This window comes from Mycobacterium attenuatum (assembly GCF_900566085.1).
GTDB classification, from domain to species: domain Bacteria; phylum Actinomycetota; class Actinomycetes; order Mycobacteriales; family Mycobacteriaceae; genus Mycobacterium; species Mycobacterium attenuatum.
The window spans coordinates 54,866-69,220 of the sequence record NZ_UPHT01000072.1 but is presented as its reverse complement, the minus strand read 5'-3'; the positions used below and the strand labels follow the sequence as shown (position 1 = coordinate 69,220).

Annotated in this window: 17 protein-coding genes and 2 pseudogenes; 7 read left to right on the top strand and 12 right to left on the bottom strand. The window is 66.8% G+C overall.

The genetic code is table 11. From position 1 onward, the window contains the following. Both EET13_RS12280 and EET13_RS12275 read right to left on the bottom strand, forming a co-directional pair. A pseudogene (locus tag EET13_RS12280) lies at positions 1 to 209 on the bottom strand (two-component sensor histidine kinase); the annotation flags it as partial. Further along, positions 206 to 940, bottom strand: coding sequence for a response regulator transcription factor (locus tag EET13_RS12275; RefSeq protein WP_122442546.1), 735 nt, complete (start codon positions 938 to 940; stop codon positions 206 to 208). The gene EET13_RS12275 and the pseudogene EET13_RS12280, both read right to left, overlap by 4 nt. 86 nt (positions 941 to 1,026) lie before the next feature. Between EET13_RS12275 and EET13_RS30335 the strand changes: the two genes are divergently transcribed. The 5 genes from EET13_RS30335 (at position 1,027) to EET13_RS12250 (ending at position 3,828) form a co-directional block, all read left to right on the top strand. Next, positions 1,027 to 1,353, top strand: coding sequence for a hypothetical protein (locus EET13_RS30335; protein WP_168991102.1), 327 nt, complete (start codon positions 1,027 to 1,029; stop codon positions 1,351 to 1,353). 101 nt (positions 1,354 to 1,454) lie between these two features. After that, positions 1,455 to 1,940 (top strand): hypothetical protein, encoded by a 486-nt coding sequence (locus tag EET13_RS12265; protein WP_122442544.1) that lies wholly within the window; start codon positions 1,455 to 1,457, stop codon positions 1,938 to 1,940. Between the two features lie 61 nt (positions 1,941 to 2,001). Beyond that, positions 2,002 to 2,625, top strand: coding sequence for a TetR/AcrR family transcriptional regulator (locus EET13_RS12260; RefSeq protein ID WP_122442543.1), 624 nt, complete (start codon positions 2,002 to 2,004; stop codon positions 2,623 to 2,625). Between the two features lie 20 nt (positions 2,626 to 2,645). Beyond that, a complete protein-coding gene (locus tag EET13_RS12255) occupies positions 2,646 to 3,116 on the top strand; it encodes a nitroreductase family deazaflavin-dependent oxidoreductase (RefSeq protein ID WP_122442542.1) in 471 nt (156 codons plus the stop codon). A 283-nt stretch (positions 3,117 to 3,399) separates the two neighbouring features. Next, on the top strand, positions 3,400 to 3,828 hold the full coding sequence (locus EET13_RS12250) for a GNAT family N-acetyltransferase (RefSeq protein WP_342212282.1): 429 nt from the start codon (positions 3,400 to 3,402) through the stop codon (positions 3,826 to 3,828). A 44-nt stretch (positions 3,829 to 3,872) separates the two neighbouring features. Here the strand turns inward: EET13_RS12250 and EET13_RS12245 are convergent, their stop codons facing one another. Genes EET13_RS12245 through EET13_RS12235 form a run of 3 tightly spaced genes read right to left on the bottom strand, consistent with a single transcriptional unit; the run spans position 3,873 to position 5,840 of the window. Further along, positions 3,873 to 4,229 carry a DoxX family protein gene (locus EET13_RS12245; protein ID WP_122442541.1) on the bottom strand — a complete coding sequence of 119 codons (357 nt, stop codon included), beginning with the start codon at positions 4,227 to 4,229 and terminating at the stop codon, positions 3,873 to 3,875. A gap of 9 nt (positions 4,230 to 4,238) precedes the next feature. Further along, complete coding sequence (locus EET13_RS12240) at positions 4,239 to 5,384, bottom strand: SPFH domain-containing protein (protein WP_122442540.1); 1,146 nt, start codon at positions 5,382 to 5,384, stop codon at positions 4,239 to 4,241. 21 nt (positions 5,385 to 5,405) lie between these two features. After that, positions 5,406 to 5,840 carry an NfeD family protein gene (locus tag EET13_RS12235; RefSeq protein ID WP_122442539.1) on the bottom strand — a complete coding sequence of 145 codons (435 nt, stop codon included), beginning with the start codon at positions 5,838 to 5,840 and terminating at the stop codon, positions 5,406 to 5,408. A gap of 57 nt (positions 5,841 to 5,897) precedes the next feature. On the opposite strand from EET13_RS12235, the gene EET13_RS12230 reads away from it, so the two are divergent. Beyond that, positions 5,898 to 6,848 (top strand): hypothetical protein, encoded by a 951-nt coding sequence (locus EET13_RS12230; protein ID WP_122442553.1) that lies wholly within the window; start codon positions 5,898 to 5,900, stop codon positions 6,846 to 6,848. On the opposite strand, the gene EET13_RS12225 is transcribed toward EET13_RS12230, so the two are convergent. Genes EET13_RS12225 through fabG1 form a run of 3 tightly spaced genes read right to left on the bottom strand, consistent with a single transcriptional unit; the run spans position 6,814 to position 9,457 of the window. After that, positions 6,814 to 7,854: a ferrochelatase gene (locus tag EET13_RS12225; protein ID WP_122442538.1), complete on the bottom strand. Its 1,041-nt coding sequence runs from the start codon at positions 7,852 to 7,854 to the stop codon at positions 6,814 to 6,816. The two genes, EET13_RS12230 and EET13_RS12225, sit on opposite strands and share 35 nt — an antisense overlap. 5 nt (positions 7,855 to 7,859) lie before the next feature. Continuing rightward, positions 7,860 to 8,669: an NADH-dependent enoyl-ACP reductase InhA gene (inhA, locus tag EET13_RS12220; protein WP_122442537.1), complete on the bottom strand. Its 810-nt coding sequence runs from the start codon at positions 8,667 to 8,669 to the stop codon at positions 7,860 to 7,862. Between the two features lie 20 nt (positions 8,670 to 8,689). Further along, entirely contained in the window at positions 8,690 to 9,457 is a 768-nt protein-coding gene (gene fabG1 / locus EET13_RS12215; protein WP_122442536.1) for a 3-oxoacyl-ACP reductase FabG1, read from the bottom strand. 146 nt (positions 9,458 to 9,603) lie between these two features. Between fabG1 and EET13_RS31400 the strand changes: the two are divergent. Beyond that, a pseudogene (locus EET13_RS31400) lies at positions 9,604 to 10,257 on the top strand (hypothetical protein); the annotation flags it as partial. Positions 10,258 to 10,323: 66 nt separating this feature from the next. Here EET13_RS31400 and EET13_RS12200 read toward each other — a convergent pair. The 4 genes from EET13_RS12200 to ripB all read right to left on the bottom strand — a co-directional run bounded on the left by EET13_RS12200 (position 10,324) and on the right by ripB (position 14,349). After that, positions 10,324 to 11,331, bottom strand: coding sequence for a VWA domain-containing protein (locus tag EET13_RS12200; protein WP_122442534.1), 1,008 nt, complete (start codon positions 11,329 to 11,331; stop codon positions 10,324 to 10,326). Position 11,332: 1 nt separating this feature from the next. Next, positions 11,333 to 12,286, bottom strand: a complete 954-nt coding sequence (locus tag EET13_RS12195) for a DUF58 domain-containing protein (RefSeq protein WP_122442533.1) — start codon at positions 12,284 to 12,286, stop codon at positions 11,333 to 11,335. Beyond that, positions 12,283 to 13,398: a chaperone MoxR1 gene (moxR1, locus tag EET13_RS12190; RefSeq protein WP_122442532.1), complete on the bottom strand. Its 1,116-nt coding sequence runs from the start codon at positions 13,396 to 13,398 to the stop codon at positions 12,283 to 12,285. The genes EET13_RS12195 and moxR1 overlap by 4 nt, the downstream gene beginning before the upstream one ends. 231 nt (positions 13,399 to 13,629) lie before the next feature. Then, on the bottom strand, positions 13,630 to 14,349 hold the full coding sequence (gene ripB / locus EET13_RS12185; RefSeq protein ID WP_122442531.1) for an NlpC/P60 family peptidoglycan endopeptidase RipB: 720 nt from the start codon (positions 14,347 to 14,349) through the stop codon (positions 13,630 to 13,632). Positions 14,350 to 14,355 lie beyond the last annotated feature (6 nt).

Here is a 14,355-nt window from a genome sequence, read left to right as displayed (position 1 = left end):
GCGACCAGCGCATCGGCGCGCGAGGTGGCTGACATGAGCCGCTCATGCAGATTTCGGCGTGCCTGTAGCCCCAGGCTGACGTCGACGGTGACACCCAGGACCACCAGTAACGCCGCCAGCAGGACCACCACCAGCAGCACCACCCGGCGCTGCAACGACGGCGTCGGGGTGGTGGGATCGGCCGCAGATCCCGTGGGGGTGGCCGTCATGATCGCAGTCGGTATCCGAGGCCGCGAACCGTATGCAGTATTCGCGGGCCATGGGCCTCGAGTTTTCGCCGCAGACTGCTGACATGGACCTGCACCAGGTTGATGTCGTACGCGTCATAGCCCCACACGGCATTAAGGATTTGGCGCGCGCTGACAATCCGGCCCCGTTGCTGCACGAGAAAGTCGAGCAACCGAAGTTCCGTGGCGGTCAGTTCCAGCTGGTGGCCATCGCGTGCCGCGACTCCCCCGTCCACGTCTAGTATCAGATCGCCGACCTGGATCACCCGCGGTAACCGGCCCCGCCGCCGCAGTACCGCGCCGACACGTGAGACCAGTTCGGCGAGTTCGAAAGGCTTGACCACATAGTCGTCGGCGCCGCCGTCGAGACCGCGCAGCCGGTCGGGCAGGCCGTCGCGGGCCGTGATCAGCACAATCCCAATGTCACCCCAGGCCTGGATGACACCGATGAGGTCGAAGCCGTCCCGACCGGGCAACATCACGTCGAGCACCACCAGATCGGGCCGCCGGCCCTCCAGGACCTCTTCCAATCCCTCACCGTCACAACGGGTTTCAACGTGATAACCGACGTCGGCCAATGCCTCGCCGACCATTTCCCGGATGGTCTCGGAATCCTCGACCACCAGTACTCGCGGTGCGCCAACGCTAAACCGACCGATCCGCCCCGGCGCCGAATGGCCGGCCACGCGATCCGGGCGCGGGCGATCGGTCATGGCTCCATTGTTAACGTGCGGTGCTGAGATCAATCTGAAGCGCGCGCACGTTTGTCCAGACGAAATTCAACGACGGAAGGAGCCGCATGACCGTCCCGCACATCAGCCCGCCGCCGCCACCGGCCACCGGACCCGCAGCGGGCCGGCGCCATTCCACCGGCGTGGTGGTTGGGGCCGCGGTGGCAGGCTTGGCGATTGGCGCGCTGGCCGTCTTCGCGGTTACCGGCGTCACCTGGAAAATTCGCGTCGAGCTGCCCGCACCGCTGTATCCGCCCGCGCTGTCGTCGGCACCACCGGTGAGTAATCCCCCGTCGCCGCCGGCAGCGCCGACCACGGCGGCGACTTCTACGGCGAGCAACTCCCCTGCGCCGCCGGCAGCACCACCGGCGCCGCCGCTGCCCCCTGGTCAGTGAGCGGCCCGAGCACCGAATTTTCTTCAGATCCACTTCAAGTACGGCCGTTACCGTCGCGGTTACTGAACTCACCAACAGAAACCGACAACGTGAGGAGCCGTATGACCTCGGACGAGAACACCACCGCGACCGGTCCGGTCGTAAGCCCCGCGCCCGTCGCGCCCGCGCCCGCGGTGGTCGCCGACCCTGGACGGGAGCGCCGCCGCTTCTCGCTGGCCGCGCTGATCGGGGCCGGGGTTGCGGGCCTTGTGCTGGGTGCGGCCGGTAGCTTCGCCGCGATCGCGTTTGCCTGGCTCGTCACCGTGGGGCCACCGCCGCCCCCGGGTTCCGCGCCGATGCAAATGCCGGGGCAGGCGTTCGGCCACGGCCAGCCGCCCCCTCCCGGTCCCGGCGGGCCCGGGCCGGTAGCGGGAGCCTTTCGGCCGATGCCCGGACCGCTGGGAGTGCCGCGTGGCCCACGTCCGCCAGCACCGCCCCAAGGCGGACCTTTAGGTCCGGGCCAACCGCCGGGACTGGGCCAGCCGCCGGGGGCACCCGGCCAGCCGCCCGCACCGCCGTCGCAAGCCTCGCCCAGCCCGCGCCCCTGAACGGTCGTTAGCAACCCCCCAAGCAACCGTCCGAAGTAAACGTCTGTTTATAATTGTAAACGTGCGTTTACGCCAGCCGCAGCCGCAGCCGCAGCCGGATGACCGGACGGCGCGAGCACGAATCCGTGACGAGGCGCTGCGGCTGTTCGCCGAGCGCGGCCCCGCCGCGGTCACGATGCGCGACATCGCGACCGCGGCGGGAGTGTCTGCGGCCTTGGTCATTCGCCACTACGGCTCGAAGGACGGACTGATCGAGGCGGTCGACAATCACGTCGTCGCGACCTTCGATGTACTGCTGACCGACATCACCGGCCAGACACCCGACCAATCGGCGGTGCCCAGCCTGCTCGACGGCGTGGCCACCCACCTGCCGCCTGACTCGCCGATCCCGGCCTACCTGAGCCGGATGCTGATCGTCGGCGGCGCGGCAGGGTCGACATTGTTCGCCCGCCTTTTCCGGCTCAGCAAGGCAGCTCTGGACGCGATGGTGGCCGCCGGCACGGCCAGTCCCGGCGCGGATCCCGAGATGCGCGCGGCCTTCTTGCTGGTCAACGATCTGGCGCTGCTGGCCCTGCGGCCACGGCTGATCGAGGTGCTTGGCGTGGACCCGCTCGCCGCGAGCGGGATGCAGCGCTGGGCCGGGGAAGTGTTCTCGATCTACCGCGACGGACTACGCAGCACCTGATGGAGGAATGGAGGCGAACAATGTCCCTATCAGCCAGGGCCGGCGCACGACTGTTGCGCTCCCGCAGGCTCATGCGCGCGCCCATCTGGATTTATCGCGCGCGCACGGGCGCCCTGTTCGGATCGCGGATCCTGATGCTCGAACACATCGGCCGCAAGTCCGGTGCCCGGCGCAATGTGGTGCTCGAGGTGATCGATCATCCCGATCCGCACACCTACGTCGTCGCGTCCGGCTTCGGCCGGAAAGCCCAGTGGTTCCGCAACATCGAGGCCAACCCGCACGTGCGGGTCTACGCCGGTAGCCGCGCCCCCGCTGCCGCCACGGCGCGCGTACTCGACCAGGCGCAAGCCGACCGGACGCTGGCCTCCTACCGCAACCGCCATCCGCGGGCCTGGCGACGTCTGAAGCCAGCTCTCGAACAGACGCTCGGCACCGCGATCACCGAAACCGGCACGCCGCTGCCGCTGGTCGAGCTACGCCTGGGCGCCTAGTACTGCAGCCGTAGATCGTGGTTGGTGTGATTTGGGCGTGTCTGCGCTAGTCAGGGCGATGACCCGACGGTTGTCTGAGTTCTCAGAGGCGATCGATCGGATCGCGCCGCGTTTCGCCCCGATACGCCGGGATCAGCCCGGCAGGGCATCGACGAGACAACCACCACAACACGATCATGAATTGTCTTCCTAAGCGCCTAGCCGGACCACGAATCCTGCTGCGGCCACCCCATTCTGACGATGCCGACAAGCTGTTCGAACACGTTACCGGGACCCAAAAATCATGAGCTACACCCAGATGCCAACACACCACGACGTCGAGGAAACACGACGTGTGATCACCAAGTCGTTCAATGTCAATGACGATAGACAGACTTGGCTGGTAGCAGTGCAGGACAGCGACGATGTGATCGGCCTCGCCGGAATACGTCGCTCGGCTCCCCACTCCGTAGCAATGGGCGGCCTCATCGGTAGACCTTGGTGGGGTACCGGTTTTGCGTCCGAGGGCGTACGTGTGCTGCTCGCCGCACTTCAAGACAACCCTGAGATTTATCGGGTTTGGGCCACATGTGACATCGACAACACCCGGTTGCTGCGACTCTTCGATCAACGTGGATTTGCGTTCGAGGGCCGGCTGGCCCGTCATGCAGTGCGCCTGACGATCGGGCCTCAACCGCGCGACAGCCTGCTCTACGCCAAGGTACTGCGGTGACGTCATGACTTGATAGGTCGGGGGCCTGCGCAGCAGCACCTGGCCTAGGCGCGGTCGGGCCCCTTGGCCGTCATCACCGCGAACAGCGCCAGGAACAGAGCCGCCGGAATCGCGGTGACGCTGAAGTCCCGGGCGCGGATATGCGCGCCCAGCGCCACCACGAAATACACGGTCAGCATTGCCGTCGTCAATCTCGCCAGGGCCGGAAATCGGTTTACCGAGAGCAGACCGAGCGCCGAGGCGGCCTTGGCCACGGGAAGGACCGGGCGAACACCGGCGGGCACACCCAGGTCGTTGAGCAGCTTCTCGATTGGTGCCAGCGGGATTGCGCAGGCCACCGCATCGCCGGCCTGAAACACCGCCAATGCTGCATAGGTTTTCGATGAGGTCACAACGCCCATCAGCTGCTCCTAACGCCTGAGCTCCGGCGGTGGCGCCAGCGGACTTTCCACCGGTGTGCGCGCTATCGCCTCGGCCTTGGCCACGGCTTGGGCGATCGCCGGGTCGGTCGGGGTGGAGAACCACTCGGCAACCTCGGCGTCGTCGCCGTCGGCGGCGTGCTTGGGCAGGTCCTCCACGGGAGAGGGCTCAAACCGGAAAACGCCGTCCTCCCCCGGCGTGCCCAACAGCCTGGTGAAGCCCTGCAGCGCCGCGCTGAAATCACTGGGCACCACCCATACCTTGTTGGCGTCGCCGCGGGCCATTTCCGGCAGCGTCTGCAGATACTGGTAGGCCAGCATCTCGGGGGTCGGCCGGCCGGCTTTGATCGCGGCGAACGTCTTCTCGATGGCCTTGGCCTGCCCCTGTGCCTGCAGGTAAGCCGCGGCTCGCTCACCCTGGGCGCGCAGTATCCGGGACTGCCGGTCGGCCTCGGCCGCCAGGATCGCGGCCTGCTTGGCTCCCTCGGCCGCCAGAATCTGCGCCTGCTTCTGCCCCTCTGCCTGCTTGATTGCCGCTTCCCGGGTGCCCTCGGCGGTCAGGATCATCGCCCGCTTTTCCCGGTCGGCTTTCATCTGCTTTTCCATGGACGCCTGAATGGACGGCGGCGGGTCGATGCTGCGAAGTTCGACGCGCGCCACCCGTAGACCCCAGCGGCCGGTCGCCTCGTCGAGCACCCCGCGCAACTGCCCGTTGATCATGTCGCGCGAGGTCAGCGTTTGTTCGAGGGTCATGCCGCCGACGACGTTGCGCAGCGTGGTGGTGGTGAGCTGCTCGACGCCGACAATGTAGTTGCTGATCTCATAGACCGCGGCCTGGGGAACCGTGACCTGGAAGTACACCACAGTGTCGATGTTGAGGGTCAGGTTGTCCTCGGTGATGACGGGCTGCGGCGGAAACGACACCACCCGCTCACGCAGGTCCACCCGGGCGCGGACGCGGTCGATGAACGGCACCAACAACGTCAGCTGCCCGCTGACGGTGCGGCTGTAGCGACCCAACCGCTCGATCACGGCGGCCTCGGCCTGCGGGATCAGCGCAACCGACTTGGCCACGACAATGATGGCGAATATCACCAGGACGGCCAGAAACACCAGGCCGGCAACGGCACCTTCCACCGGGATTCCTTTCTCGAGTTGCTACGCGTCTTTGAAGACGACCGCGGTGGCCCCGTCGATATGCACCACAGTCACCGAATCACCTGGTTGGAACACGTCACCGTCGTTCAAGGGGCGTGCCGTCCACACTTGGCCGTCGATTTTGACCTGGCCCTCGTCACGGGCCACCCGATCCAGCACCAGCGCACGCTTGCCCTCGAGCGCCTTGATGCCCATCGGCACATTCTTGGCGGGGGTCAGCCGCCGCCGCAGCGCGGGCCGCACCAACACCAGCAACAGCACCGACACGACGAGGAACACCGCGCCGTCGGCCCACACCGGCCAGTCCAGCAACCAGCTCGTGGCCGAGGCCGCCAGCGCACCCCCGCCAAGCATCAGCAAGAACATATCGCCGGTCAACGCCTCCGCACTGGCCAGTACCAGTGCTGCGATCAGCCAGATCAGGGCGACGGGCATGCGCACAGAATACGCGTGATCCCCGACAACCGTGCCCAACAACTACACTGCGAGATCATGTGGTGTCCCAGCGCAACGCTTTCGATGTGGGCCAATGCCTGGCTCGCCGGAAAGGCCGCGCCCGACGATCTTCTGGACGCGTTATCTCTCTGGGCACCAACACAATCGGTCGCCGCGTACGACGCGGTAGCGGCCGGGCATACCGGCCTGCCATGGCCGGAGGTGGATAGCGCCGGGACGGTGTTGCTGCTGCAGACGCTGCGTGCGGCAGTGGGCCGCCCGACGATCTCCGCGCCCGGCACGCCGGGTCGGCTGCGCGGGACGATCAACGTGGTATTGCCGGTGCCGGGCGACGTGCGCGGGCTTTCCGCCGGAACACAATTCGAGCACGACGCGCTGGCCGCGGGTGAAGCCATTATCATCACCAATCCCGATGATCCCGGCACATCGATCGGGCTGGTTCCCGAGTTCTCTTACGACGACAGCGATCAGACTCGCGGCGACGATTCGGCCGTACCCGAGTTGTGCGCCCTGTCGTGGATGGTGTACTCGCTGCCCGGCGCCCCGGTGTTCGACCACCGCGATCTGGGCGACGCCGAATACGCGCTCCGGGCCGCGGTGCGCTCGGCGGCCGACGCGCTGAGCGCCATTGGTATGGGGCCCAGCGCCGCCGAGATCGACAACCCGCGCGGCCTGGTCGAGCAGCTGCTGGAATCCGCACGGCAACACCGCATTCCCGACCACGCGCCCTCGCGCGCACTGCGGGTGCTGGAGAACGCCGCGCATGTCGACGCCATTATCGCCGTCAGCGCCGGCCTCAGCCGATTGCCCGACTCCGCCAGCGACCGCTTCCCCCCGCGGGTTGCGGCCGGTTTCGAACCAATCAGGGCACAATCGTCGTCGGAAGTGCAGACCGCCGTCGACGCGCTGCGGCCACTGACCGCGGTGGTGCGCTCCGCGCGGATAGCCGCCGTCAACGCGATCCTGCATTCAGCGTGGTCGGACTGACCACTTCGCGCGCAACGCAATGCGGCGGACGACAGGGCTCACCGTTGATGCCGGCCAGACAGCCGGGCACCGAATCGGGACCGCCGACCCGCAAAGGCTTACGGCTGCAACGAAGTTCATCGATCAACTCGGCAGCCAGCCGGGCGAACCGCCGATCGGCGTTGGGGGTGCCCGCCCGGGCGAATGAAATACCTAAGTCTTCGGCTTGTAAGCGCAGTTCGTGGTCGAGATCCCAGACCACCTCGATGTGGTCGGCGACAAAACCGAGGGGACAGACAATCACCGCCGTGGTACCGGCCTTCGCAAGCGTGGTGAGGTGGTCTCCGACATCGGGCTCCAGCCACGGAACCTGTGGCGGGCCAGAGCGAGACTGCCAGACCAGGTCACAGTCGGTGTACCCGGCGGCCACCGCGACAAGGTTTGCGGCATAGGCGACTTGGCGGCTGTAGAGGCGGGGGCCCCAGCGCTGGTCTACGGCCGTTGGGATGGAATGCGCGGTGAACACCAGCCTTGCCTGAGCGGGAACGGTCTGGGCGGCCGCCGCAACTGCGTCGGCGAACATCTCGACGAACAGCGGATGATCGAAGTAGGGCCGCAGCTTGACCAGCTCGGGCGCATCCGGGCCGGCGGCACGGCGGGCCCGGGCAATATCCTCGGCATACTGCGCGCAGCTGGAATAGCCGCTCCACGCCGATGTCGCGAATACGGCAGCACGGCGAATCCCATTGTCGCGCATGATTTTCACCGCGTCTTCGACGTAGGGTTCCCAGTTGCGGTTACCGAAGTAGACCGGCAGATCCTGCTCGGCTTGCAGTTGGTTCACCAGCGCGCGGTTGATGCCGTTGATCGGTGAGACGCCCCCAAAATGCAGGTAGTGCTCGGCCACCGCATCGAGGCGCTCGGGCGGCACACCGCGGCCCCGGGTGACATTCTCCAGAAACGGGCGCACCTGATCGGGACCCTCCGGCCCACCGAAGGACAGCAGCAGGACGGCGTCGAATTCCATGCGGGCTAGAGCAACTGGGTGTGGGCGCCGCCGTCGGCGAAGATGATGTCCCCCGTGGTGGCCGGGAGCCACTCCGACAGCAGCGCGCAGACTGTCTTGGCGACGGGCGTGGGGTCCTTCATGTTCCATCCGATGGGCGCGCGCTGGTCCCAGCCCTCTTCGAGTAGCTGGATCTGGGCGCCGGCCTCCTCACCCAGCGCACCGCCGACGATTGCCGCCATCGCCAGCGTCCGGATCGGGCCGGCGGCAACGAGGTTCGAGCGCACACCGTACTTGCCGGCCTCGCGGGCCACGAACCGGTTGACCGACTCCAGCGCGCTCTTGGCTACCGTCATCCAGTTGTAGGCCGGCATCGCCCGGCTGGGGTCGAAGTCCATGCCGACGATAGAACCGCCGGCATTCATGATAGGCAGCAGCGCTTTTGCCATGGATGCATAGGAGTAGGCGGAGATGTGAATGCCCTTGGACACGTCCTCGTAGGGCGCGTCGAAGAACGGGTTGATACCCATCCCGCTTTGCGGCATGAAGCCGATCGAGTGGACCACGCCGTCGAGTTTGTTGCCTTCGCCGATCACTTCGACGACCCGGTCGGCCAGCGTGGCCAGATGCTCCTTGTTTTGCACGTCGAGCTCCAGCAGCGGCGCCTTCTCCGGTAATCGGTCGGTGATCCGCTGGATCAGCCGCAACCGGTCGAAACCGGTCAGCACCAGCTGCGCGCCTTGCTCCTGGGCCACCCGGGCGATATGAAACGCGATCGAGGAGTCGGTGATGATCCCGGACACCAGGATCCGTTTACCCTCCAGCAGTCCTGCCATTGTTTCGTCCCCTCTTGCTCTTAGTGGCCCATGCCCATGCCGCCGTCAACCGGGATGACCGCACCGGAGATGTAACTCGCGTCCTCCGACGCGAGAAAGCTGACCACCCCGGCGACCTCGGCGGCGGTGCCGACCCGCTTCGCCGGGATGAATTGCAGTGCCCCCTCTTGGATCCGCTCGTCCAGGGCTCGGGTCATATCGGTGTCGATGTATCCGGGGGCGACCACGTTCGCCGTCACGTTGACCTTGGACAGCTCTCGGGCGATCGAGCGGGCCATGCCGATGACACCGGCCTTGGAGGCTGCGTAGTTGGCCTGGTTGCCGATACCCCAGCTGCCCGAGACCGATCCGATGTAGATCAGCCGGCCGAACTTCTTTCGCTGCATGCTGCGCGCTGCCCGCTGCGTCACCCGGAACGCTCCGGTGAGGTTTGCGTCGATGACCTTCTCGAACCGCTCTTCGGTCATTCGAATCAGGAATGCGTCCGCAGAGACGCCGGCGTTGGACACCAGCACCTCAACGGGCCCCTGGTGCTCCTCGACCTCTGTGAAGGCGCGATCAACGGCGTCGCTGTCGGTGACGTCGCACTCGACGGCGAACAACCCCTCGGGCGCCCCGGATCCACGGTGTGTGACCGCCACCTTGTGGCCGTCGGCGGCCAGCCGCTGCGCGATCGCCAGGCCGATTCCCCGGTTTCCACCGGTGACCAGAACTGAACGAGGTACAAAAGGGGGTTTGCCGCCGTCGGTAGTGGCCTCGCTTGTGGTGTCGGTGGCTGCGTCAGTCACCCCGACAACCTAGCGCCTTGTTGAGGCAACACCGAAATCGGCTCGTCGCATGTCGCGGAGGTACCGCCACGGCGAGAAAGAGGCCGGATCTCGCCTTGGCGTTACGCTGACTAACCGGTATGGGTGTGGTCGAGCATACTTTCGCCGTGGCCGACCCGTTCTTGGGCAGTGCAGCCCTCTCCTCACTCCAGTTGTCCCGGTACGAGCCGGCAGTCGGAATATCGCATTGCATCAAAACGTCTACGTCCCCCAGGACGCCCAGCCTACGGCGTTCTACGGGCGCGGCGTTGTCGGCGGCATGCGGGTCACGACGCCGCAGCGCACCGCCCTAGACCTGGCGTGCCGGTACCCACTGGGCGTTGCGGTCGCTGCGGTCGATGCCCTCGCAAGGCAGCGGAGTTGAAACTCGCCGATGTCGAGCCACTGCTCGATCGGTATCGCGGTCGCCGCCGCATCAGGTCGGCCCGAGCCGCCCCGGATTTGGTGGACGGCGGGGCGCTAATCGCCTAAGGAACCTGGGTGCGCTGGTGCTGGTTACCGCCGGCCTCCCGCGCCCGCAGACGCAAATCGCTGCACGCGATGAATGGGGTTGGGTAGAAGCCCATTTGGACATCAGCTGGGAGGACCACGACGTCGCCCTCGAGTATGACGGCGACCAAGTTCGGTCCAACCGCCGTCAACATCTCAAGGAGATCCGGCGCCTCGCCAAGCTGGAGCAGCACTACGGGTGGATAGTGATCCGGGTGGTAGCCACAGACCACCCCGAAGATATCGTCCGTCGGGTGCGCAAAGCGCGAGCGCCCGACTGCAACGCCACGGCGAAAACCGGCGCGATTTTTCGCCGTGGCGTGACGTTCGGCGAGACGTCAGGTCGGCAGGCGGCGGTTGATCAGCAAAGCGGCCAGTCCGGCCAGCGCCAGGACCAGCGCACCCAGCCGCAGCCAGCCGGCGCTGGCGTCACCCTTGATGGTTTCGTAGCCGATCTGCTGCTGCAACGACGCATATACGGCCTTCAGTTCGGCCAACGTCGCGGCGTTGTAGGCGTTTCCGCCGGACAGCTGAGCAACCTTTTTGAGCGTCTCGTCATCGACAGGCACCGGCTGACGCTGGCCGTTGATCTCCACGAAGCCATACGGCGTCCCGAAGGAGATGGTCGAAATCGGCACGCCCTGGTCCTTGGCGGTGCGAGCCGCGGTAAAGGCGCCCTTCGGGTTGTCCGGATTGGTCGGCATCGTCTCCTTGCCGTCGGAGAACAGCACGATGCGCGCCGGCGGCGGCGCGTCACCGCCGCCGATCACCGCACCGACTGTGGCGATGGCCTGCAAAGCGGTGAAGATGGCCTCCCCGGTCGCGGTGCGGTCGGCGAACTGCAGCTTATCCAGCGCGTTCTTGGTGGCATCCCGGTTGGTCGTCGGTGACACCAGCACCGTCGCGGTGCCCGCATACGCGATCAAGCCGAGGTTGATTCCGGGGGTGAGTTCATCGGCGAACTGCTTGGCGGCCTCCTGCGCGGCCACCATGCGGTTGGGCTCGACGTCGGTCGCGCGCATCGACTGCGACACGTCGATCACCAGCATCACGACCGCCCGGTTGCGCGGAATCCGGACATCATGCGTCGGTCCGGCCATCGCGGTGGTCAGCAGCACCAGCGACAACGCCAGCAAAATCGCCGGGACATGCCGCCAGCGGGAGGGCCGCTTGGGGGCCACGCTTTCCAGCAACTCCATGTTGGCGAAGCGCAGCATCCGCTTCTGGCGTGCCAGCTGCAGCACGATGTACAGCGCGACCAACGCGACGATGACAAAGAGGAACAGGAAGAACCACGAGTGTGCGAAGCCGGACAGCGTCATCGGCCCGAGCAACGGCAACGTCATATCACTGGGCTCCTGCCATGGCCCCACGACGCCGGGAGGCGACGAAGCGCACGATGTCGGCAAGCCAGTCGCGATCGGTGCGAAGGGTGAGCATCGGCGCGCCGCATCCGCGGATGGTCCGGGCCACGTCGGCGCGGTGCGCAGCGGCGGCCCTGGCGAAGTCGTTCTGCAGTTGGGTGTCGATGGTGAATTCGCGGGTGACACCGGATTCGGCGTCCTGCAGGATCACGTCGCCGATATCGGGCAGTTCGACATCGCGCGGATCGAGTACTTCGATGGCCAGCACCTCATGGCGGGCCGCAATCGCTCGCAGCGGCCGCATCCAGTTGATGGCGCCCAGGAAGTCGCTGATGATCACCGCCATTCCCCGGCGGCGTTCCGGGCGGCGCAGCGCGTCGATGGCCACCGCAAGGTCCCCACGCACCCCGGCCGGAGCCTTGGGCATGGTCGCAATGGTGCGCAACATCGTGTGCTGATGCTGGCGGCCGGTTCGAGCCGGCACCCGAGTCATGGTGGCGCCGTTGGCAATCAGGGCGCCGATCCGGTTGCCGCCACCGCTGTTGAGGAAGGTGATCGCGGCCGCGGCCGCCACGGCGAGGTCTCGTTTCTCACAGACGGCGGTGCCGAAGTCCAGGCTGGCCGACATGTCCACCACCAGCCAGGTTTCCAGTTCCCGGTCGGCGATCATCTGCCGGACATGGGGGTGTGTGGTCCGGGCCGTCACCGCCCAGTCCATCCGGCGCACGTCGTCACCGGGCTGGTACAGACGCGACTCGCCCGGCTCGGTACCCGGCCCGGGGATCAGGCCGAGGTGATCGCCGTGCAGGACGCCATCGAGCTTGTGCTTGACGGTCAGCTCCAGGGTGCGCAGCGCCGCCGACAGCTTGGGATCGTCGATGTCGCCGCGCAGCAACGACGGCGGATGGACGACCCTCGGCGCCTTGCTTTCGGTCACCGGCCGCTAGCCGCAGCCGCCGCCTGCATCACCGGCGGTACCGAATGGCCTTGTTGCGGAACGGCGTTCACTTGCGGCAGGGCGACGGTCTGCAATACCCGATTGATGATGATCTCCGGGGTGATCTCGTCGGCCAACGCGTCGTAGGTGAGCACCAGCCGATGGCGCAGCACGTCGGGGATGACTTCGATGACATCCTGCGGGATCACGTAGTCGCGTCCGCGCACCAGCGCCAGCGAGCGGGCCGCGGCGATGATGCCCAGCGAAGCTCGCGGAGACGCGCCGAACGCGATCCAGCTCTTGACGTCGTTCATTCCGAGCTGCTCGGGCGCGCGGGTGGCGAACACGACGCGAACCACATAGTCGACCAGCGCGTGGTGGACGAAGTTGTTGGCCGCGATGCCCTGCAGCCGCACCAGGTCGCCGGTGTTCAGGATCTGTTTGGGTTGCGGTGGGGTGACGCCCATCCGGTAGATGATCTCGCGCTCTTCCTCGGCCGACGGGTAGCCGACATTGATCTTGAACAGGAAGCGGTCGCGTTGCGCTTCGGGCAGCGGGTAGACGCCCTCATGCTCGATCGGGTTCTGCGTCGCCATCACCAGGAACGGGTTGGGCAGCGCGAAGGTCTTGCCGCCGATCGATACGGAACGTTCCTGCATCACCTCCAGCAACGCCGATTGCACCTTGGCCGGGGCACGGTTGATCTCGTCGGCGAGCAGGAAATTGACCACCACCGGACCGAGCTCGGTGTCGAATTCTTCCTTGCCCTGCCGGTAGATGCGGGTTCCGATGATGTCGGTGGGCACCAGGTCGGGTGTGAACTGGATACGCGCGAATGTGCCGCCGACCACCCGGGCGAACGTCTCCACCGCCAGCGTCTTGGCCACCCCGGGTACGCCCTCGAGCAAGACGTGGCCCCTGGAGAGCAGGCCGACCAGCATCCGCTCCACCAGCTGGTCCTGGCCCACGATGATCCGCTTGACCTCGAAGATGGCCCGCTCGAGGGTGTGCACCTCGGCGGCCAGTCCGTCGGCGCCACTCACGTGCGCCTCCTGGGTCGGCGGAGCTGAATGCCCACCCGGACCCGGGTAACCGCCACCTGCTGCTGTCATCGACAACCCTCCACCGTTCGATCAGACACGACTGCTGACACGACCAACGTCGCGGGGCAGCGACGTGCCCGCGTTCAACTATTCCAGGCGTCGCGGATTCCGTCGACGCCGCGCTTCCTGCCCGGCAACCCTAGACCGTCCGAGCGGGCCGCAACCGTCCGGGGCAACCTAGACGTGCCGGATTCCTGGCCCACCCGGGACGGCCCGGACAGCGGCCCGAGCAACACCGGTTCAGGACTCGATGATCCTGGTCACGAACGGTGTCATGCCGGCCGTGCGCACGGGGCTCACCGTGACCTTGCCGGCAAGGCTCGACGCCTCCAGCATCTGGCCATTACCCAGGTACATGGTGACGTGCTGGCTACCGCCCGGGCCGTAGAAGATCAGGTCGCCGCGCCTGGCCTCGTTGGGTGGGATGTGGCGGCCCGCGTTGTACTGGTCTCCGGAAAACCGTGGGATCAGCACACCCACGCCCGCGAAGGCGTAGCGCATCAGCCCCGAGCAGTCGAAGCCGACGGTGCCGGCGCCGGAGTCCACGCCCTTGCTCGGTCCCTCCAGGGTGCCGCCGCCCCAGGAGTAGGGAACCCCCATCTGCGATCCGGCGCGGCGAATCACGTACTCGATGGCCTGCCGGCCGTTGGCGCGCGGAATCCGGCTGGGGCTGGTGTTGGCGGCACCTGGGGCAGCACTGCCGCCCAGGTTGATCCCCAGTCCGCCCAGAAACTGCCGGCCCAGATCCAGGGTCGTCTGGGTGGCCTGGGCGGTGGCCTGAAGCGACGCGTTGGCAACGGCGAGCGCATCCCCCGGTGCACCCGCGCTGGCCGTTGCCGGCAAGGTCGGGTCCCACGGTCCGGGGTCGGCGTCGGCGGGCGCCGCTACAGCGACCAAGAGCCCGGTCACCATCGCGGTGATCCAGGCCAGGTTGATCAGACGAAATCGCTTGTGCCGCATAAGTCC